At 69.6% G+C, this 18,146-nt stretch carries 23 protein-coding genes; 11 read left to right on the top strand and 12 right to left on the bottom strand.

Features of this window, described 5'->3' with window-relative positions; genetic code table 11:
- Nucleotides 1-129: 129 nt before the first annotated feature.
- Complete coding sequence (gene dnaG / locus ACNI14_RS11895) at nt 130-2,028, bottom strand: DNA primase (protein WP_420520260.1); 1,899 nt, start codon at nt 2,026-2,028, stop codon at nt 130-132.
- A 115-nt stretch (nt 2,029-2,143) separates the two neighbouring features.
- On the opposite strand from dnaG, the gene ACNI14_RS11890 reads away from it, so the two are divergent.
- From ACNI14_RS11890 to ACNI14_RS11880, 3 genes are read left to right on the top strand one after another with little or no spacing between them, the layout of a single operon-like run.
- Complete coding sequence (locus tag ACNI14_RS11890; protein ID WP_419392197.1) at nt 2,144-2,596, top strand: DUF6941 family protein; 453 nt, start codon at nt 2,144-2,146, stop codon at nt 2,594-2,596.
- Nucleotides 2,597-3,013, top strand: coding sequence for a hypothetical protein (locus ACNI14_RS11885; RefSeq protein ID WP_420520259.1), 417 nt, complete (start codon nt 2,597-2,599; stop codon nt 3,011-3,013).
- The gene (locus ACNI14_RS11880) at nt 3,013-3,402 is read left to right on the top strand and encodes a hypothetical protein (RefSeq protein WP_420520258.1); all 390 of its coding nucleotides are present in this window, start codon (nt 3,013-3,015) and stop codon (nt 3,400-3,402) included. Before ACNI14_RS11885 ends, ACNI14_RS11880 begins: the two co-directional genes overlap by 1 nt.
- Before the next feature lie 4 nt (nt 3,403-3,406).
- Here the strand turns inward: ACNI14_RS11880 and ACNI14_RS11875 are convergent, their stop codons facing one another.
- Nucleotides 3,407-4,681, bottom strand: a complete 1,275-nt coding sequence (locus ACNI14_RS11875) for a deoxyguanosinetriphosphate triphosphohydrolase (RefSeq protein WP_420520257.1) — start codon at nt 4,679-4,681, stop codon at nt 3,407-3,409.
- A gap of 269 nt (nt 4,682-4,950) precedes the next feature.
- On the opposite strand from ACNI14_RS11875, the gene ACNI14_RS11870 reads away from it, so the two are divergent.
- Both ACNI14_RS11870 and ACNI14_RS11865 read left to right on the top strand, forming a co-directional pair.
- Nucleotides 4,951-5,922 carry an endonuclease domain-containing protein gene (locus ACNI14_RS11870; protein ID WP_420520256.1) on the top strand — a complete coding sequence of 324 codons (972 nt, stop codon included), beginning with the start codon at nt 4,951-4,953 and terminating at the stop codon, nt 5,920-5,922.
- 4 nt (nt 5,923-5,926) lie between these two features.
- Complete coding sequence (locus tag ACNI14_RS11865; RefSeq protein WP_420520255.1) at nt 5,927-6,577, top strand: dihydrofolate reductase family protein; 651 nt, start codon at nt 5,927-5,929, stop codon at nt 6,575-6,577.
- Nucleotides 6,578-7,060: 483 nt separating this feature from the next.
- Here ACNI14_RS11865 and dusB read toward each other — a convergent pair whose 3' ends face one another.
- The 9 genes from dusB to rpmB all read right to left on the bottom strand — a co-directional run bounded on the left by dusB (nt 7,061) and on the right by rpmB (nt 12,467).
- Nucleotides 7,061-8,236, bottom strand: coding sequence for a tRNA dihydrouridine synthase DusB (gene dusB / locus ACNI14_RS11860; RefSeq protein WP_420520254.1), 1,176 nt, complete (start codon nt 8,234-8,236; stop codon nt 7,061-7,063).
- A gap of 26 nt (nt 8,237-8,262) precedes the next feature.
- Nucleotides 8,263-9,525, bottom strand: a complete 1,263-nt coding sequence (locus ACNI14_RS11855) for a YibE/F family protein (RefSeq protein ID WP_420520253.1) — start codon at nt 9,523-9,525, stop codon at nt 8,263-8,265.
- An 8-nt stretch (nt 9,526-9,533) separates the two neighbouring features.
- Nucleotides 9,534-10,919, bottom strand: coding sequence for a glycine--tRNA ligase (locus tag ACNI14_RS11850; RefSeq protein WP_420520252.1), 1,386 nt, complete (start codon nt 10,917-10,919; stop codon nt 9,534-9,536).
- A 142-nt stretch (nt 10,920-11,061) separates the two neighbouring features.
- Nucleotides 11,062-11,349 (bottom strand): HU family DNA-binding protein, encoded by a 288-nt coding sequence (locus tag ACNI14_RS11845; protein ID WP_420520251.1) that lies wholly within the window; start codon nt 11,347-11,349, stop codon nt 11,062-11,064.
- A gap of 10 nt (nt 11,350-11,359) precedes the next feature.
- Nucleotides 11,360-11,542 (bottom strand): 50S ribosomal protein L32, encoded by a 183-nt coding sequence (gene rpmF, locus ACNI14_RS11840; RefSeq protein WP_420520250.1) that lies wholly within the window; start codon nt 11,540-11,542, stop codon nt 11,360-11,362.
- Nucleotides 11,543-11,546: 4 nt separating this feature from the next.
- The gene (gene ykgO / locus ACNI14_RS11835) at nt 11,547-11,669 is read right to left on the bottom strand and encodes a type B 50S ribosomal protein L36 (protein WP_420520249.1); all 123 of its coding nucleotides are present in this window, start codon (nt 11,667-11,669) and stop codon (nt 11,547-11,549) included.
- On the bottom strand, nt 11,666-11,917 hold the full coding sequence (locus tag ACNI14_RS11830) for a type B 50S ribosomal protein L31 (protein ID WP_420520248.1): 252 nt from the start codon (nt 11,915-11,917) through the stop codon (nt 11,666-11,668). Before ACNI14_RS11830 ends, ykgO begins: the two co-directional genes overlap by 4 nt.
- Before the next feature lie 5 nt (nt 11,918-11,922).
- Nucleotides 11,923-12,228: a 30S ribosomal protein S14 gene (gene rpsN, locus ACNI14_RS11825; protein ID WP_420520247.1), complete on the bottom strand. Its 306-nt coding sequence runs from the start codon at nt 12,226-12,228 to the stop codon at nt 11,923-11,925.
- Nucleotides 12,228-12,467 (bottom strand): 50S ribosomal protein L28, encoded by a 240-nt coding sequence (gene rpmB, locus ACNI14_RS11820; protein ID WP_420520246.1) that lies wholly within the window; start codon nt 12,465-12,467, stop codon nt 12,228-12,230. The genes rpsN and rpmB overlap by 1 nt, the downstream gene beginning before the upstream one ends.
- Before the next feature lie 53 nt (nt 12,468-12,520).
- Between rpmB and ACNI14_RS11815 the strand changes: the two genes are divergently transcribed.
- The 6 genes from ACNI14_RS11815 to ACNI14_RS11790 are packed head-to-tail and all read left to right on the top strand — an operon-like array spanning nt 12,521 to nt 17,344.
- Nucleotides 12,521-13,603 carry a CobW family GTP-binding protein gene (locus tag ACNI14_RS11815; protein ID WP_420520245.1) on the top strand — a complete coding sequence of 361 codons (1,083 nt, stop codon included), beginning with the start codon at nt 12,521-12,523 and terminating at the stop codon, nt 13,601-13,603.
- Nucleotides 13,604-13,635: 32 nt separating this feature from the next.
- Nucleotides 13,636-14,754 carry a metal ABC transporter substrate-binding protein gene (locus tag ACNI14_RS11810; protein WP_420520244.1) on the top strand — a complete coding sequence of 373 codons (1,119 nt, stop codon included), beginning with the start codon at nt 13,636-13,638 and terminating at the stop codon, nt 14,752-14,754.
- Entirely contained in the window at nt 14,741-15,535 is a 795-nt protein-coding gene (locus tag ACNI14_RS11805; protein ID WP_420520243.1) for a metal ABC transporter ATP-binding protein, read from the top strand. Before ACNI14_RS11810 ends, ACNI14_RS11805 begins: the two co-directional genes overlap by 14 nt.
- Nucleotides 15,532-16,401 (top strand): metal ABC transporter permease, encoded by an 870-nt coding sequence (locus ACNI14_RS11800; protein WP_420520242.1) that lies wholly within the window; start codon nt 15,532-15,534, stop codon nt 16,399-16,401. The genes ACNI14_RS11805 and ACNI14_RS11800 overlap by 4 nt, the downstream gene beginning before the upstream one ends.
- Entirely contained in the window at nt 16,398-16,808 is a 411-nt protein-coding gene (locus ACNI14_RS11795; protein WP_420520241.1) for a Fur family transcriptional regulator, read from the top strand. The genes ACNI14_RS11800 and ACNI14_RS11795 overlap by 4 nt, the downstream gene beginning before the upstream one ends.
- Nucleotides 16,808-17,344: a DedA family protein gene (locus ACNI14_RS11790; RefSeq protein ID WP_420520240.1), complete on the top strand. Its 537-nt coding sequence runs from the start codon at nt 16,808-16,810 to the stop codon at nt 17,342-17,344. The genes ACNI14_RS11795 and ACNI14_RS11790 overlap by 1 nt, the downstream gene beginning before the upstream one ends.
- Here ACNI14_RS11790 and ACNI14_RS11785 read toward each other — a convergent pair.
- Nucleotides 17,341-18,099, bottom strand: coding sequence for an isoprenyl transferase (locus ACNI14_RS11785; protein WP_420520239.1), 759 nt, complete (start codon nt 18,097-18,099; stop codon nt 17,341-17,343). The two genes, ACNI14_RS11790 and ACNI14_RS11785, sit on opposite strands and share 4 nt — an antisense overlap.
- Between the last annotated feature and the right edge of the window lie 47 nt (nt 18,100-18,146).

The following is an 18,146-nucleotide window of genomic DNA, read 5'->3' as shown; positions in this document are numbered from 1 at the left end:
CGCGGCCTTCCTCGGAACCTACCTGCCCCGATTGGGCCCGACTTGCCGAGACTCGAAGATTTTTCACGCTCGTCACACGGCGTTCACACGGTCTTTGCCCTAGCGCGATCAAACCGTGATCAAGGGCGCTCAGGGCTCGCGAAGAGAGCGCCTACGGGTCTCGAGCGCGATGAGGTCCGCGAAGCCTGACTGGTGACCCTCGGTGCCCTCGCCCGCGCGCTGCATGCGACCGCGGACCTCCGCGATCTGGCGCGTCAGACTGAGGTCCATGACGCGAGCGAGCACCGTCCCCGCCCAGTGTCCGAGCGCCTCTGGCCTGTCATGAGGAAGCGGCGTCACCGCGAGCTCCGAGACGACTCCGGCCAGGGTCGACCCCGCCTGCTCCGCCACGGCGTTGGCCCAGTCTCCGCCAGCGTTCCCCGGCCCGCCCGCAGCGACGATCGCGTCGTACACCGCGCGGTACTGCGGAACGGTGAACGCCGTCGAGTCGAGGTCGTTCAACACCAGGCCGCCGAGGGGGTCGGATGCCGCCTCGCGGGGCGCCTGGAGCAGCACGCCCAACGACATCGCCTCCGCACGCACCACTGGGTCGCGCGGATTCGGCCGTGCCGGCCCCTCCCGGTCCTGGGCGGGGATCGCGCCCGTGGACGGGGGCGGCTCTCCCGGGCCGGGCTGCCGCGACCGCCCCGCCTCGGAGACCGCGCGCGAGATCGTCTCCGTGTCCATGCCCAGCCAGCCCGCGAGGCGGCGGCTGTACTCGGGCTGCAGCGCGCGGTCCTTGATGCCAGCGACCACGGGGGCCGCCGCGCGCAGCGCGGCCACTCGGCCCTCGGCGGTGTCGAGATCGTGAGAGCGCAGCGCGGTGCGGATCACGAACTCGAACAGTGGCACGCGGCGCGCCAACAGCTCCGTGACACCGCGGTCACCCCGCTGCTGACGCAGGTCGCACGGGTCGAGCCCCTCGGGATCGACGGCCACGAAGGTCTGCGCGAGGAACTGGTGGTCGAGCTGGAAGGACTTGAGCGCCGCGTTCTGCCCGGCCTCGTCGCCGTCGAACGTGAACACCACCTTGGCGCCCGACTCCCCCACCTTCGTCTGCGGCCCACCGGTGTCGCCCATGAGACGCCTCACCACCTTGACGTGCTCCGAGCCGAAGGCAGTGCCGCACGTCGCGACCGCGTTGGTCACCCCCGCCAGATGGCACGCCATCACGTCGGTGTAGCCCTCGACCACCACGGCGGTGCGTTCGGACCGCACGGTGGACTTCGCGAGGTCCAGTCCGTAGAGCACCTGCGCCTTCTTGTACAGCGCCGTCTCAGGTGTATTGAGGTACTTGGGCCCCTGGTCGTCCTCGTACAGGCGGCGGGCTCCGAAGCCGATCACCTCGCCCGTGACGTCGCGGATGGGCCACACGAGGCGCCCACGGAAGCGGTCGTACAGACCGCGCGCGCCCTCGGACATCATGCCGGTCGCGCGCAGCTCCTCCTCGGTGAAGCCCTTGCCGCGCAGGTGCTCGCCCAGGTGCGACCAGCCCTGCGGGGCGTACCCGACCCCGAACATCTCCGCAGCCTCGCGGTCGAATCCCCGTTCACGGAGGAAGTCTCGGCCGATGCGGGCCTCGGGTGAGGCGAGCTGCTCGGCGAAGTAGGCGGCGGCGATGCGGTGGGCCTCGAGCAGTCGCTTGCGCAGGCCGGTCGTGCCCTCGCGCCGCGACGATCCGCCGGCCTCGTAGCGCAGCTGCACTCCGGCACGGTCGGCGAGATACTCCACGGCCTCGGCGAAGGGAAGGCCGTCCATGCGCATCACGAACTCGATGACGTCGCCACCCTCGCCGCAGCCGAAGCAATGCCACCGGCCCACTCCGGGGCGCACATGGAAGGACGGCGAACGCTCGTCGTGGAACGGGCACAGCCCCTTCAGCGAGCCCACGCCCGCGCTCTTCAGCGCCACGTGCTGCCCGACGATGTCCTCGATCGGCGCGCGCTCGCGGACCGCCGCGATGTCGTCCCGATTGATGGTGCCTGCCACGGCATCACCCTACTCGCGCACGCGCGTGCCCCCGCCCCGTGTCGAGCCGCCCGAACCCGAGACCGGCATCGGGTCGGTAGGCTGAGTGCGAAGACCATCCACGAAAGGAATACCTGTGAGAGTCGACGCTTTCCTGGCTGACTCGGCCGAGGTCGTCCAGGGCAAGATCTACGCCCTCGGCGCCGGATGGAACACCATCTACGTCCGACAGTTCCCGGCCGCGCATCGTCGCCTGGCCGTCGCCGCCACGGTCCACGTGCCGTTCACCGCGACCAACTCCTCCCACAAGTTCGAGCTCAAGCTCGTGACCGAGGACGGCAAGGAGTACCCCATCGGCCTGCGCGCCGACGCCGACGGCAAGGCACAGCCGGTGCGCGCCATGGGCGGCGACTTCACCCTGGGACGCCCCCCGCACCTCGTCGACGGCGACGAGCAGGTGGCGTGCTTCGCGTTCACCATCGACGGCCTGCGCTTCGCCGAGGCCGGAATGTTCGCTTGGGCCATCTCGATCGACGGTGAAGAGGTGTCGCGCCTGCCCATGCGCGTGCAGCAGTCCCAGCAGAAGTAGATGGAGCTCTACGGCGGGGTGATCTACCCCGCGGTTCTTGTAGCGTGCGCGATTCTCGCCCTTGCCGGCCTCGCCACCATCGTCCAGGTCCGCCTCCATCGCGTTCTCGAGTGGGTCGTGACAGGGTTCTGGATCGTCACGGCCGTGCAGGTCATCTCGGTGCTGGTGGTGCTGTTCAGCGGCAATGACGCGGGACTCGTGCTGACCATCGGGTACCTGATCGCTGCGCTCGTGCTGCTGCCGTTGCTCGGCATCGGCCGCCTGGGGGCTCCCGATGCCGCCGCGCTCGACCCCGACCCGAACCGACCGGTGCTGCAGCCCGACCAGATCGCGCGCGTGGACGGCGGCGCGGCCGTGATCGTCGCGGTCGCGGTGGCAGTGCTGGCGTGGCGCGTGATCATCATCCTGGCGACCTGATGTCACCCATCGGGCGCCTGCTGCTCATCGTCGCCTACGCCGTGCTCGGCCTGTCCGCGGCCGGGCGATCGGTGGTGCAGATCTCCACGAAACTGGCCGAGGCGCCGGTGCCGTACCTCGTCTCGGGCGCATCGGCCGTGCTGTATGTGGTCATCGCCGCCGCGCTGTGGCGCGGCTGGCGCACCGCCGCCCTCTGGGGAACCGGCGTTGAGCTGGTGGGCGTGCTGGCGGTGGGGACGCTCGGGTACCTGGTGCCGCAATGGTGGCCGGACGAGACGGTGTGGACCGGCTATGGGTCCGCTTACGGCTGGGTCCCGCTGGCGCTGCCGATCGTGGCGCTGGTGGTGCTGTTGCGGGCACGACGGCGCACGGAGGCCGTCCCCGAGTGACGCGCTAGGACGCGCTTCTCTGGCTTTCGCAGTACTTGTGGTGCCAGTTGTATGCCGAGGTGTCGGTGAGAGACGCCACCTGGTCAAGAGCCACCCGCAGCCGCTCGCCGTCACCTGATGCCTCGCGATAGTCCGCCGCGAACTGCGGCTCCATCGCGTTCTCGCCGCGGTCCGCGACGGCCCCCACGAGTTCCTTGAGCACACGGCGCTGCTTGGCGTACATGGGGCTCATCTCGCGCGGTGCCATGAGGAAGTGCACGGCGATGCCCTTGAGCACCAGAATCTCGTCGAGAGTGTCCTGGGGCACCACGAGCGACGCCCGATGGCGCGTGAGCGCTCCGGGTCCGTACCGCTCGCGCGTGGCCTGGATGATCGAGTGGGCGAACCGGCCGATGATCTGGCTCGTCATGTCCTTGAGCGCCGCCAGCGACCGGCGCGAGCCGTCGTAGTCCTCGGCCCACCACTGGAAGGCCTGCAGGCGCCCCAGCGCAGCGACGAGCGGCTCGTCCTCGCCCGATCCGTACCACTCGCGCACGTGCGCCATCACCGCACGGGCCTGCCCCGGATCGCGCAGCGTCGACAGCTTGACGGCACGGTAGACGATGGCGTCCTCGACGTCGTGGACCGAATAGGAGATGTCATCAGCGAGGTCCATCACCTGCGCCTCGAAGCTCTGCTGCGTGCCGACCGAACCGTCGCGAAGCCACTCGAAGACGGCCAAGTCCTGGTCGTAGACGCCGAACTTGCGGGAGGGCACGCCGTCGGCGCGAAGGGGGGCCGAGGGCTCTCGCCACGGGTACTTCACGACCGCGTCGAGTCCCGCGCGAGTGAGGTTCAGGCCCACGCACCGTCCCGTCGCCGGGTCGATCGACTTGGGCTCCAGGCGCGTGAGCAGGCGCAGCGTCTGCGCGTTGCCCTCGAAGCCTCCGATGTCGCGGCTGATGTCGTCCAGCGCGCGCTCGCCGTTGTGACCGAACGGCGGGTGTCCCAGATCGTGAGCGAGGCACGCGGCGTCGACGATGTCGGGCGAGCACCCGAGCGCCTTGCCCAGTTCACGCCCCACCTGCGCCACCTCCAGCGAATGGGTCAGACGCGTGCGCACGAAGTCCCCCGAGCCCAGCCCCAGCAGCTGCGTCTTCGCGCCGAGCCTTCGCAGCGCGCTCGAGTGCACGATCCGCGCGCGGTCGCGCTCGAATGGGGTGCGCTGGGCGGCCTTGGGAGGCTCGGTGATCCAGCGCTCGGCGTCTGCCGGCTCGTAGCCGTCGGGTAGGTCGCTCACCGTTCGATGCTATCGGGAGCCTAAAAGCCCACGTCACCCCCGCATCGGCCGTTACGAGCTGTTCACCTGGCGTGGTCAGCGCGCCCCCACGGCAAGTGTCGAGATCCGTGCACCTTTGGCGCGCTTACTGCACGCGAATCGACATTTGCAGCGGAAAGCGCGCGTGTAAGGCGGCGAGGGCGGGGATCGCGACGGCATGCCCGCCGGATATCCACAGGTTCGGTGATCTCGCCTGTGCTCAGCGACGCAGCGGACCTAAAGTCCGCCCCATGACCTCCCCACGCATGCACGCCGGCATGACGTCGCTCATCGCGCATGCCGCGTCGGCGCCGCGGGCCTGCTCGCGTGCCGAGCTGACCGCCCGCTGGTCGTCCCATACCCTTCACCGCGCTCTCGAACTGGGGCTGCTGACGCGCATGGCACCCGGGATCTACACCGCCTCGTCTCGATGCCGCGACCCACACATCCTTCTCACCAGCGCGCTGATGTGGGCCGGGGCCCAGGGCGCCGTCACGGGCATCGCCGCGCTGCGCCGATGGCAGTACGACATTCCATGGGACGGCACCGTGGACGTCCTGCTGCCGCGAGCGATCACGCGCCCGCCCCCGGCCCATGTCCGTGTGCGACGCACCGACCTGCACGTCCCGACGGTTCGCCTGGACGCCATCACCACCGTCGTGCCGGAGTTCGCCGCGCTGCACGCGTGGGCAGCCGCACCGCGCCACGCGAGAACGGGGCTGCTGCTGGACCTGCTCCGGACCTCGCGTTTGGACTCCCCCAGCATCACTCGCGCGCTCGCGAAGCAGCCACGGCTGCGGGCCCGCGGAGACCTGCTTCGTGTGCTGGCGGCACACGAGCGCGGGGTGACCAGCTATCTCGAGTTCGTGGCGCATACCGAGGTGTTCAACGGTGCGCGCTGGGAAGGCTTCGAGTGGCAGGCGCGGGTACGAGTCGCGAAGCGGACGTTGACGGTCGACATGCTCCACCGGGAGTCCGGCGTCGCGGTTGAACTCGACGGTCGCCGCTACCACTCCGACGACCATGCCCGCCGGCGGGACCTCGAGCGCGATGCCCTTCTCGCGGCCGCTGGCTACACAGTGATCAGGCTCACCTTCGAGAACATCACCACCAGGCCGCACTGGTGTCGCGCGACGGTCGGCGACGCGATCAAGCTCCGCCTCGAACGCAGGCAGCAATCCGGCTCGCTGCCGAGCGGGTCGGCGGCGCTGGACGTAGCGTAAGGACATGGGACGAGTCCGCGCATACATCGCCAGTTCGCTCGACGGCTTCATCGCTGGACCTCACGATGACATCGGCTGGCTCGAGGCGGCCAGGCCGGAGTGGGCCCCGATGGCAAGCGGCTCGTGGGCCGACCACGCGGACGACGCTGTGAGTTACGAAGCCTTCATGACCGATGTGGGCGCGATGCTCATGGGCCGCCGCACCTTTGACGTGGTGTCACACTTCGACATCGACTGGCCATACGGCGATCTGCCGATCATCGTCGCGACGGGGCGGCCGCTGGACATCGCGCCGCCCACCGTGAGGCCGGCCTCGGCGCCGATTGCGAACCTGATCGCGGAGGCTCGCGACGCCGCCGGGGACAAGGACGTGTACGTTGACGGCGGCAGCATCATCCGCCAGGGACTCGACGAGGGCCTCATCGACGAGATGATCGTGACGATCCATCCCACGGTCATCGGGTCGGGGCGCTCCCTGTTCGCCGGCGCCGAGCACCGCCACCACATCACCGTCGCGGACGTGCGCCGCTACGGGGACGGGATGGTGCAGCTCACGCTGGTGCCCGCGCGTGAGCCGCGCGATGAGTCGCCGGTGCCCGACGGCGGCGGTCCGGCGGCCGATGCGGGGGCCGAGCCTCCACTCGGGCTCGCCTAATACGGCCGGGCCTCCGACCGGCGCTCGCCGCGCACCTACGCGCACGGCGAGCGCCCGCATCGGCCGGGCTTGCTAGCGACTGCGCCACGAGCCCTACCTCGCCGGGCGACATCCGCGGCGACCTCCACCTCCCGGCGCGGCACCCGCCACGGCCCCCACCTCCCGGCGCGGCACCCGCCACGGCCCCCGCCTCCCGGCGCGGCACCCGCCACGGCCCCCACCTCCCGGCGCGGCACCCGCCACGGCCCCCACCTCCCGGCGCGGCACCCGCCACGGCCCCCACCTCCCGGCGCGAGTGTCAGAAACCGTGCACTTCGGCCCCCGCATCTGCACATTTTTCGACATTTGCGGGGAGACAGCGGGGGGGGAAGCGGGAGACCAGGGCGAGCGGGGAGGCGGGAGACCAGGGCGAGCGGAAGACGAGGGCGAGGGGCGGGAGAGGCGTGGGGCCCGGGGCACGAGACGTGCGACGGGGCCGATGCCCTAGCCGCCTGAGACGCTGAGCTCCGCCTCACGCAGGCGGGCCTCGAGATCGGGCGTGATGTCCTGGGTATCGAGCCAGCCCTCGGGGCACGCCGGCCGCTTGGGAGTGCCCTGCCGGCCGCGAGCGCCCTCTGCGGCCTCGCCGGGGTACGGGGTGTCGAGAGGCAGCGAGTCCAGAAGCGAGCGCAGGCCGTCGAGAGTGGCGACCAGTCCCAGTGACCGACGCAGCTCACCTCCCACCGGGTAGCCCTTGAGATACCAGGCCATGTGCTTGCGCATTTCGCGCACGGCCTTGTTCTCGTCGCCGTCGTAGAAGGCCACCATCAGCTCGCTGTGGCGGTAGATCGTGTCGGCCACGTCGCGCAGGCTCGGCTGCGCGCGCTCCGGTCGCCCCTCGAACGCGGCCTGCAGGTCGCCGAAGAGCCACGGCCGCCCCTGGCACCCGCGCCCCACGACCACTCCGTCGCATCCGGTCTGATCGACCATCCGAAGAGCGTCCTCGGCGGACCAGATGTCGCCGTTGCCGAGCACCGGAATGGACGTGACGGCGTCCTTGAGGCGCGCGATTGCGGTCCAGTCGGCGGTGCCCGAGTAGAAGTCGGCGGCGGTGCGCGCATGGAGGGCGACGGCCGCCGCACCCTCCTGCTCCGCCATCACGCCAGCCTCGAGGTACGTCAGGTGCTCGTCGTCGATACCCTTGCGCATCTTGACGGTCACGGGGATCCCGTGGGGGGCAGCCTCGCGAACCGCGGCACGCACGATGTCGCGGAACAGATCCCTCTTCCACGGCAGGACCGCTCCCCCACCCTTGCGCGTGACCTTGGGCACGGGGCAGCCGAAGTTCATGTCGATGTGGTCCGCGCGGTCCTCTTCAGCCAGCATGCGCACCGCCGCACCGATGGTCGCGGGATCCACGCCGTACACCTGGACGGACCGCGGCTTCTCGTCCGGGTCGTGGTGGATGATGCGCATGCTCTCGCGCGTGCGCTCGACGAGCGCGCGCGAGGTCACCATCTCCGCCACGTAGAGGCCGCCGCCGTGCTCTCGGCACAGCCTGCGGAACGCCGCGTTGGTGATGCCCGCCATGGGAGCGAGCACGACCGGCGTGTCGACCTCGATGGGGCCGATGCGCAGCGGCGGCAGCACGCGCGTGGCAGCGGGGGCGGTGGAGCTCATCCCTCCATTGTCGCCGATCCCGGCGCTCACTCGTCCGGCCGGTCGCGTGTCTCGGGTTCGAGTACGGGTGGCGGCGCGTCGGCAAGAGCCGCCGCACCTGCAGTCGGCGCAGCCGTCCTCGCCACCTGCGGGCCCGCGCTGCCGTCGGAAGGCGACGCGTCGCGAGCGATGGCGTCGGTGCCGACCACCAGGGCCGCGATCCCGGTCGTGAGCGGAACGGCGAGCACCAGCCCGATCGAGCTCACGAGGGTGCGCACGGCCTCCTCGGCGATCTCCGCCGTGGTGAGCGTCGACCCGACGGACGTGTCATAGAGGCTGATCAGCATGATCGCAGGCAGGGCCGCTCCGACATACGCGAAGGCGATCGTGTACACCGTCGAGGCGATGTGGTCGCGGCCGATCCGCATGCCGCGACGGAACAGGTTCCAGCGTGAGATGTCGGGCCGGGCCGCGCGCAGCTCCCATACGGCGGAGGACTGCGTGACGGTGACGTCGTTCAGCACGCCCAGTCCAGCGATCACGATGCCGCACAGGACGAGTCCCTGGAGGTCCACGGACCGCCCGGACAGTTCGAGGTGCGCGCCCTCCTCGGACCAGATCCCGGTCAGGTTCGAGGCACCGACGGCCCACCAGGCGAGCACCGCCGTGATGGTGAGCCCCGCGAGCGTGCCCAAATACGCGGTCGTGGTCCGGGAGTTGAACCCGTGGGCGAGGTACAACAGCATCGCCAGGGCACCGGAGCCGGTCACCAGGCCCGTCACCAGGGGATTCGCGCCGTCGAACAGCGCAGGCACGGTGAAGAAGATGATGATGCCGAATGCCGCCGCCAGGCCCAGCAGCGCTCCGATGCCTCGCCACCATGCGATCCCCACCACGAGCAGCACATACGCGATGAGCAGCACGAGCATGGGGCTCGCGCGCTCGAAGTCACCGAAGATCAGCTCCCCGGTCTCGAGCTGGAGCGCCCGAACGTGGTCGCCTTCCTCGTAGTCGAACGTCCCCAGATCGGCCGGCGGCAGCTCCTGCCCGCCGGACTCCTCGTCGCCGGAGATGGTGACCGTGGCGACACCGGTCTGGGCGTCCACCGAGTCGACCGTGGCGGACACCCACTCCGCGCCCTCATAGGTGGTGGGGACGGAGCGCAGCATGGACCAGTCGGAGGGCCACACGGCCATGGCGCCGGCGGTGGTCAGGAACAGCACCACGGCCACGATGGCCGACAGGATCAGCGTGGTGCGCTCGGACGCCCGCGGAGGCCGTTCGAGCGAGTGCGAGTGCCCCGCGCCCATCGGCGGACCTAGGCGCCGACGAGGCGGGTGGCGAGGTAGGACTGCACCTGGCCAAGCGCGACGCGCTCCTGCTGCATCGTGTCGCGGTCGCGGATGGTGACGGCCTGGTCGTCCTTCGTGTCGAAGTCGACGGTGATGCAGTACGGGGTGCCGATCTCGTCCTGTCGGCGGTAGCGCTTGCCGATGGCCTGCGTCACGTCGAGGTCGACGTTCCACGAGCCCCGCAGCTCCTGCGCGAGCGCCGATGCGGTCGGCAGCAGCTCCTCGGACTTTGACAACGGCAGGACCGCGGCCTTGACCGGCGCCAGGCGCGGGTCGAGGTGCAGCACGGTGCGCTTGTCGACGCCGCCCTTGGTGTTGGGAGCCTCATCCTCGTCGTAGGCCTCGACCAGGAAGGCCATGAGCGACCGGGTGAGGCCGGCCGCGGGCTCGATCACGTACGGCGTGTAGCGCTCGTTCGTGGTCGGGTCGAGGTAGCTGAGGTCCTTGCCCGAGTGCTGCGAGTGCGTGGAGAGGTCGAAGTCGGTGCGGTTGGCGACGCCCTCGAGCTCGCCCCACTCCGAGCCGGTGAATCCGAACCGGTACTCGATGTCCACCGTGCGCTTGGAGTAGTGCGACAGCTTCTCCGCCGGGTGCTCGTAGTGGCGCAGGTTGTCGCGGTCGATGCCGAGTCCCGTGTACCAGTCGGTGCGAGCGTCGATCCAGTACTGGTGCCATTCCTCGTCCGAGCCGGGCTTGACGAAGAACTCCATCTCCATCTGCTCGAACTCGCGCGTGCGGAAGATGAAGTTCCCGGGAGTGATCTCGTTGCGGAAGGACTTGCCGATCTGGCCGATGCCGAACGGGACCTTCATGCGCGAGGTGCGCTGCACGTTCTCGAAGTTCACGAAGATTCCCTGAGCCGTCTCGGGGCGCAGATAGTGCAGCCCGGACTCGTCCTCGGTGACCCCCAGGTGGGTCTTGAGCAGCCCGTTGAACATCTTGGGCTCGGTCCACTGGCCGCGGTTGCCGCAGTTCGCGCACGCGATCTCCGCGAGCCCTCCCTCGGGAGCGCGGCCCTTCTTCTCCTCGAACTCCTCGAGCAGGTGATCCTCGCGGTAGCGCTTGTGGCAGCTCAGGCACTCGACCAGCGGGTCGACGAACGCGCCGATGTGGCCCGACGCCTCCCACACCTTGGGCGGCAGGATCACCGAGGAGTCGAGGCCCACGATGTCGTCGCGGCTCGCGACCACGTTGCGCCACCACTGACGCTTGATGTTCTCCTTGAGCTCCACGCCGAGCGGCCCGTAGTCCCACGCGGAGCGGGTGCCGCCGTAGATCTCACCGCACGGGAACACGAAGCCGCGGCGCTTCGCGAGCGAGATCACGTTGTCGAGGCGGGACGGCTGTGCCACTGAGTGCTCCTTGAGGGGTCGGACGGAAGTGCGTCGACAGTCTATCGGCGCGTGACACCGTCCGGACCCGGCCCTGTCCCCCCGCGCGACGCGGCCCCGGAGACCACAGGGGATCTCCGGGGCCGCGCAGGGTGCCGCGAGGTCAGCCGCCGGTCTTGACCGCCGACTTCAGCGACCCGCCAGCGGAGATGCGGACGATGCGTCCGGCCGGGATCTCCAGCGGCTCGCCCGTGCGGGGGTTGCGTCCGGTGCGCGCCGACCGCTCTGCGGTATCGAACTGTGCGAAGCCCGGGAGCTTCACGGTCTCCCCTGCCGCGAGCGACTGGGTGACCGTCTGCTCGAAGGCGCGGAGCGCATCGGCCGCCTGGCCCTGGGTGATCCCCGAGGCCTCGGAGATGCGGGCGACGAGGTCGGTGCGGGTGAGGGTCATGGGTTTCCTTTCACGCCAGACGGTTGTCGTCGGGCTGGATGAGACCGCGCTGGACTGCGCGGACGAGAGGATGGGGCACGCGGTGGGTGACGCCGTCGACGGTGACTGGCACGAGGTCGGCCGACGTCGCCTTCCACTGGGAGCGCCGGGATCGAGTGCGCGACCGCGACTTCTTGCGCTTGGGAACTGCCATGGCGCTACCCCTGCCTAGCCTTGAAGCGCGGGTTGGCCTTGTTGATCACGAAGGTCTTGCCGCGACGACGGACCACGATCGCGCCGTCCTTCTTCGCCAGCGATCTGAGGCTCGCGCGGACCTTCACTTCTGGCCCGCCTCGTAGCGGCGGCGGAACCTCTCGACGCGGCCCGCAGTGTCGACCACGCGGGACTGGCCCGTGTAGAACGGGTGGCTCGCCGACGAGATCTCGACGTCGATCACGGGGTAGGTCTCGCCGTCGGTCCACTTCACCGTCTGTTCCGACGTCGCAGTGGAGCGCGTGAGGATGGAGAAGTCGGAGGAACGGTCGCGGAACACGACCGACTCGTAGCGGGGGTGGATGCCTTGCTTCATGTCTTTCACCAACTCGATTTCGTGACGCCAGGCAGCTCTCCGCGGAGAGCCGCCTGCCTGAATGAGACGCGGGACAGGCCGAATCGCCGGAGATGACCCCGGGGCCTGCCATCCGCCTGATCCCGATTGCGCAGCCGCACGGGCGATGCGTCGCGCGGGAGGGAGTGCAACGCCGCCATCGCGGCGCTGCGCTCCTCGCTTGTCAGGTGGGGGTTGACCGATGCGGTCTTGAGTTCCGCGCGGCGCTCGGCAAAGCGAGCGACCACGGCCTCGCGCTGACGTTGCCGCGCGACTTGGCTCTTCTTGGCCATCAGATCTTCTCCCCTCTCGCGAGGATGCGGCCCACGACCGCGTCGATCCCGTCGCGGTCGATGACCTTGAGCCCCTTCGTACTGACGGTGAGCGTGACGTTGCGACCGAGTGAGGGCACGAAGAACCTCTTCTTCTGGATGTTGACGTCCCAACGCCGCTTGGTTCGCCTATGGGAGTGGGAAATGGTGTGACCAAAGCTCGGGACGGCACCCGTGACCTGGCATCGCTGTCGTGACATGCCGAACAAGTTAGTAATGATTCTCATTCCCGTCAAGTGCTACAGTGCCGACCATGACACAGCGATTCACGATCTCGACCCTCAGCACCATCGATCCCGTGGTGCGCTCTTCCATCTCCTTCGGCCTCGCTCTCGAACGCTCCGACGTGGCGGTGATCCATCACGACTTCATCGGGGACCAGATCCGCCGCACGGTCGCGGACGCCAGCGGCGTGATCGAGTCCGACGCCACGGAGCTCGACCACGCATGCCTGGGCTGCGCGGTCCGCGAGGACCTGGTGCCCACGCTCGCGAGGCTGAAGGAACGCGACCTGTGGAGCCAGGTGCTCGTGGCGCTGCCCGTGACTGCGGAGTCGGCGCCCGTGATGCGTGCCCTCCACACTGAGACGCGGCGCTCCGGTCTGCTCGAGGGCGCACGGCTGGGGGCAGTCGTGTGCGCGGTCGATGCAGCGACCATCGCCGACGACGCGTTCTCCGACGAGTACCTCGCCGACCTGGGGCGCCCGCTGCTCGGCGACGACGAGCGGGTGCTCGCCGAGGCCGTGGCCCCGATGCTCGCCCATGCGGACATCGTGGCGCTCGTGGGGGACGATCCGGCCAGCGCGCACGCCCGCGCCACGGTCGACCACCTGAGGGGACAGGGGTCGACGGTGCTGACGTCCGCCATGGAGGACATCGACGCCGCGCGCATCATGTCCACCGAACATCGCTGCGACGACGCACTCGGGCGCGTGGACCCCCTGCGGATCGATCGCCACGTCGAGCCCGACTGCGCGGGAGTGTGGTCGATCGACCTTTCGAGCGACCGCCCCTTCCACCCCGATCGACTGCGTGCCCGACTGCCCGAGCTCGGCGGCCACGAGGCCCGCACACGCGGCCACTTCTGGCTTCCTACCCGCCCGGCCGATGCGTGTGTCTGGGATGGTGCGGGCCGTCAGGTGAGCGTGGGCTCGCTTGGGCGCTGGGGACGCCACGAGCGCGGGACGCGACTGGTCGTCACAGGGCGCGGGCCCGAGCGGGACACCATCGCCGCAGCGTTCCACGACTGCCTGGTGCGGGACGACGAGCGCGGCACTGACTGGCACGCACACGGCGACGCCCTCGACGACTGGCTCGGCGCCCCGGACCCGTTTTGACTTCGATTCTCATTAGCAATAGGATTCCTGACATGCCTACTCGCACCTCCCTTGTCGCGGCTTCGGCCGCCACCGCCTCACTCGTACTGGCCGGCTGCTCCACCAGCGAGACCGCCCCGGACTCATCCGCGGCCGGCGTGGAGTCCCCAGCGGCCTCCGCGATCTCGGTGGCCGCCGCCTTCTATCCCCTGGAGTTCGTCGCCGAGCACGTGGGAGGCGACCTTGCCACCGTGGTCCCCCTCACCGCTCCCGGCGTCGAGGCGCACGACCTCGAGCTGTCCCCCGCCGCGGTGCGTGAGGTGCAGGGCGTCGACCTGATCCTGTTCCTCAGCGACTTTCAGCCTGCCGTTGACGATGCTGTCGAGACGACGGGTGTGCGCTCGTTCGACGCGCATCACATCGTCGAGGCGCACGAGGCCTCGCACGCCGAAGACGACCATGGCGATGAGGAGTCGCACGAGGACGACGACCACGGCCATGAAGAAGAGGCGCACTCCGACGAGGACGACCACGGACACGAGGACGAGGCTCACGAAGACGAGGCTCACGAAGACGACGACCACGGACACGAGGACGAGGTCGAGGCCCACGAAGACGAGCCCCACGAAGACGAGGCTCACGCCGGACACGATCACTCGAGCGGCGACCCTCACTTCTGGCTCGACCCCACGTTGCTCGCCGAGTACGCCGGTGACGTGGCGGCCGAGCTGTCGGACATCGATCCCGACAACGCGGACACGTACGCCTCGAACGCCGAGTCGCTCGCGGCCGAGCTGCTCGAGCTCGACCAGTCGTACACGGACACCCTTGCCCAGTGCGAGCGCAGCGACATCTTCGTCAGCCACGAGGCCTTCGGATACCTGACCGAGCGATTCGGTCTCGAGCAGCACGGACTCTCGGGGCTTGATCCGGAGGCAGAGCCGTCGCCGGCACGCGTGCGCGAGGTGCGCGACGAAGTCCTCGCCAGCGGCGCCACCACCGTCTACTCGGAGTCCGACGTCGACGCAGCGGCCATCGAGGCCCTCGCCGGGGACGCCGGAGTCGAGACCGCAGTGCTCGACCCGATCGAGGGGGTGACGGGTGACGACGACTACATTGAAGTCATGACCCGCAATCTCGAGGCGCTGCGAGCAGGGCTTGACTGCGCCTGACGACGATCAGACCGCCACGTCCCTCGTGATCAGCGCGAGGGACGTGCGCGCGTCTCTGGGCGGCACCCCGATCCTTCACAGCGTCTCGCTCGACGCGCACCGTGGCGAAGTGGTGGCGCTGATGGGCGGGAATGGTTCAGGAAAGTCGACGTTCGTCCGCACCCTCGTCGGCGCCGTCGTGCCGACGCATGGGGAGATCCGTCTCTCCGGACGTCCACTCACTCCTCACTCACGCCGCTCGCTCGGGTACGTCCCGCAACGGCTGTCGGCCGCCGGAGGTGTATCGGCGACGGTCGGTGAGGTGGTCGCGTCCGGCCTGTTGGGAAGTCGGACCCTGCGCACACCCCGGCGCTCCCGTGCGCGCATCAGCGATGCGCTCGACACGATGGGCATCGGCGATCTCGCCAAGCGTGACGTCACGAGACTCTCCGGCGGACAGCAGCAGCGCACGCTCATCGCACGGGCCTTGGTCAGGCGTCCGGCGGTGCTGATCCTTGATGAGCCCATGGCAGGTGTCGACCTCGAGTCGCAGGTCGCGTTCTCCCATGCGCTCGGGCACCTCAAGGACGAGGGCGCCGCCATCGTGATCGTGCTTCACGAGCTCGGCGCGGTCGCCCGTCACATCGATCGCGCCGTGGTGCTCGAGCACGGATGCGTCACCTACGCCGGCACCCCGCCGGCGGACATGGGCGTGCACGCACTTCCCGGCCACGATCACGAGCACGCTCACGCAGACGAGCAGTCCCTCGGCCGTCCCCCACTCGGGTGGGACGGACCATGATCTCCATTCTTGGCGAGCCGCTCGTCCAGCGCATGCTCATCGTCGCCCTGCTCGTGGGAGCAAGTGCGCCCGTGGTCGGCACCTACCTGGTGCAGCGACGCATGGCGCTGCTGGGCGACGGCATCGGCCACGTCGCCCTCGCGGGCGTCGCCGCGGGCTGGCTCGCAGGTTCCGCCGCCGGCCTCGCCGAGCAGGATGCGCTCGCCGTGCCCGGCGCCGTCGTCTTCGCGATCATTGGCGCGGTCGTCATCGAGCGCATGCGCGCCAGCGGTACGGCCGCGGCAGACGTGGTCATGGCGATCCTGTTCTACGGCGGAATCGCGCTGGGCGTGCTGCTGATCAGCCTTGCCGGCGGCTCGAATGCGAACCTGCTGGGGTACCTGTTCGGATCGATATCGACCGTGACCTGGACCGACGTGTGGGTCACTCTCGCGATGGCGACGATCGTCCTGGTGCTCGGGATCGCGCTGCGGAGTGCGCTGTTCGCGGTCACCCACGACCAGGAGTTCGCGTACTCGATGGGCCTGCCGGTGCAGGTGCTCAACATGGTGGTCGCAGTGCTCGCCGCAGTCACCATCACGGTGTCGATGCGGGTGGTCGGCGTGCTGCTGGTGTCGGCGCTCATGATCGTGCCCGTCGCGATCGCGCAGCTGCTCACCGGCTCCTTCTCTCGCACGATGACGGTCGCCATGGCGATCGGCACCGTGCTCTGCCTCACGGGAGTGGGCATCACGCTCGAGCACGACCTCCAGCCAGGCGCGCTGATCGTGGTGCTCGGCGTCGGGGCCTATATCGTGGTGGCGGTCGGCGCGACCTTTGCGCGCCGTCGCCGACGCACACGCCCGATCGCGGAGACCCCCAGATGACAGCACAGCGCAAGACCAAGCAGCGCACGGCGGTGCTCGAGCTGCTCGACAAGCACTCCGAGTTCCGGTCGGCGCAGGCCTGGCACGACACCCTGCGCCACGACGGCTCGAGCGTGGGCCTCGCCACGGTCTACCGCACGCTTCAGTCGCTCGCCGAGGGCGGTGACGTGGACGCCGTCGTCACGGACTCGGGCGAGACGCTGTACCGCCGGTGCGAGGCCGGCGACGAGCACCACCATCACCTGCGCTGCCGCATCTGCGGGCGGGCCGAGGACATCGACATGCCCGAGTTCGAGACCTGGGCGGATCGCATCGCCCAGTCGCACGGCTACTCGCGAATCGACCACACCGTCGAGCTCACCGGTGTGTGCGGGGAGTGCGCCGCCCGGGGCGCGGACTCACACTGATGCCAGGGGTGCCGTCGTTCATCCTTGCGGGGCCCTGGTGGGGGCTGTTCCTGTTCCTCACGGCCGTCGTCTTCCTTCGCACTCAAGGGACGTACTGGCTCGCGCGCTGGGCACGCGGCGGCGCAGACGCCCTCGCCGAGCGGATGGAGACAAGCGACAGCCGCCGGGCGCGGTTGGCGCGCAAGCTCTCCGGCCCCGGCACGGATCGCGCCCGAGTCTTCCTGGAGCGCAGGGGCTACCTGGGCATCTCGCTGTCGTTCCTGACGGTCGGCTTTCAGTCTTTGGTGAATGCCACTGCGGGCTACACCCGCATGCGCTTCGACCTGTACACGCTCGCCATGATCCCCGGCTGCCTCGCATGGGCGACGGTCTACACCGCGATCGCGCTGTCGCTGTGGGAGGTGTGGCTGCGCTCCCCAGCGCTGCTGGCGGCGGCGGTCGTCGTGATCATCGTGTCGGTGTTCGCGCTGAACCGGTGGCGCCGTCGGTCGACCGCCCGCAAGGAGCGGGAGCTCGCCGCACTAGCCCCCCACTAGGCCGCGCCGAACCGCCTGTTGCGCTGCGCGTACTCGTCGATGGCGGCCCAGAGGTGGGTGCGGTCCACGTCCGGCCACAGCACATCGGAGAACACGTACTCCGCGTAGGCGGCCTGCCACGGCAGGAAGTTGCTCGAGCGCTGCTCACCACTGGAGCGCCAGAACAGGTCGACATCGGGCATGTCGGGTTCGTCGAGGTGCGCGGCGAGAGTCTTCTCCGTCACCTTGGACGGATCGATCTGTCCCGCCGCCGCCTTGACCGCGATGGCCCGGGCCGCATCGGCGATCTCCGCCCTGCCGCCGTAGTTGACGCACATCGTGAGGGTCAGGACCTCGTTGCCCGCGGTCATGTCCTCGGCCTTCTCGAGTTCGTCGATCACGGACTTCCATAGCCGCGGCCGACGACCGGCCCACCGCACGCGCACTCCCCATTCCGCCATCTGGTCGCGGCGGCGGCGGATCACGTCGCGGTTGAACCCCATGAGGAACTTCACCTCGTCGGGACTGCGCTTCCAGTTCTCGGTGCTGAATGCGTACGCACTGACGTGGGTGACACCGATCTCGATGGCCCCGGCGACCACGTCGAGCAGCGCTGCCTCGCCGCGCGCATGCCCCTCCGTCCTCGGAAGTCCGCGCTGCTTGGCCCAACGTCCGTTGCCATCCATCACAACGGCGACGTGTCCGGGCACGGCAGCGGCGGGGAGGTCGGGCGGCGTCGCGCCTCCCGGGTGCGGGTACGGCCGGGAGTGAGTCACGGTGGCCAGCCTAGCCGCGCTCCCACCCCACAGCGGGTCACCTGCGT

Origin of the sequence: Demequina pilifera (assembly GCF_048814985.1) — a bacterium.
Lineage (GTDB): Bacteria > Actinomycetota > Actinomycetes > Actinomycetales > Demequinaceae > Demequina.
The sequence above is the reverse complement of the archived record's forward strand: the minus strand, read 5'-3'. Positions and strand labels throughout refer to the sequence as shown.

What these genes read in the sequence shown, in the direction of transcription:
- ACNI14_RS11885 (WP_420520259.1), top strand. Translation starts at nt 2,597, where the DNA reads ATGGAGCTCTACGGCGGGGTGATCTACCCCGCGGTTCTTGTAGCGTGC.
- ACNI14_RS11880 (WP_420520258.1), top strand. Translation starts at nt 3,013, where the DNA reads ATGTCACCCATCGGGCGCCTGCTGCTCATCGTCGCCTACGCCGTGCTC.
- ACNI14_RS11870 (WP_420520256.1), top strand. Translation starts at nt 4,951, where the DNA reads ATGACCTCCCCACGCATGCACGCCGGCATGACGTCGCTCATCGCGCAT.
- ACNI14_RS11865 (WP_420520255.1), top strand. Translation starts at nt 5,927, where the DNA reads ATGGGACGAGTCCGCGCATACATCGCCAGTTCGCTCGACGGCTTCATC.
- dusB (WP_420520254.1), bottom strand. Translation starts at nt 8,236, where the DNA reads ATGAGCTCCACCGCCCCCGCTGCCACGCGCGTGCTGCCGCCGCTGCGC.
- ACNI14_RS11855 (WP_420520253.1), bottom strand. Translation starts at nt 9,525, where the DNA reads ATGGGCGCGGGGCACTCGCACTCGCTCGAACGGCCTCCGCGGGCGTCC.
- ACNI14_RS11845 (WP_420520251.1), bottom strand. Translation starts at nt 11,349, where the DNA reads ATGACCCTCACCCGCACCGACCTCGTCGCCCGCATCTCCGAGGCCTCG.
- rpmF (WP_420520250.1), bottom strand. Translation starts at nt 11,542, where the DNA reads ATGGCAGTTCCCAAGCGCAAGAAGTCGCGGTCGCGCACTCGATCCCGG.
- ACNI14_RS11830 (WP_420520248.1), bottom strand. Translation starts at nt 11,917, where the DNA reads ATGAAGCAAGGCATCCACCCCCGCTACGAGTCGGTCGTGTTCCGCGAC.
- rpsN (WP_420520247.1), bottom strand. Translation starts at nt 12,228, where the DNA reads ATGGCCAAGAAGAGCCAAGTCGCGCGGCAACGTCAGCGCGAGGCCGTG.
- rpmB (WP_420520246.1), bottom strand. Translation starts at nt 12,467, where the DNA reads ATGTCACGACAGCGATGCCAGGTCACGGGTGCCGTCCCGAGCTTTGGT.
- ACNI14_RS11815 (WP_420520245.1), top strand. Translation starts at nt 12,521, where the DNA reads ATGACACAGCGATTCACGATCTCGACCCTCAGCACCATCGATCCCGTG.
- ACNI14_RS11810 (WP_420520244.1), top strand. Translation starts at nt 13,636, where the DNA reads ATGCCTACTCGCACCTCCCTTGTCGCGGCTTCGGCCGCCACCGCCTCA.
- ACNI14_RS11800 (WP_420520242.1), top strand. Translation starts at nt 15,532, where the DNA reads ATGATCTCCATTCTTGGCGAGCCGCTCGTCCAGCGCATGCTCATCGTC.
- ACNI14_RS11795 (WP_420520241.1), top strand. Translation starts at nt 16,398, where the DNA reads ATGACAGCACAGCGCAAGACCAAGCAGCGCACGGCGGTGCTCGAGCTG.
- ACNI14_RS11790 (WP_420520240.1), top strand. Translation starts at nt 16,808, where the DNA reads ATGCCAGGGGTGCCGTCGTTCATCCTTGCGGGGCCCTGGTGGGGGCTG.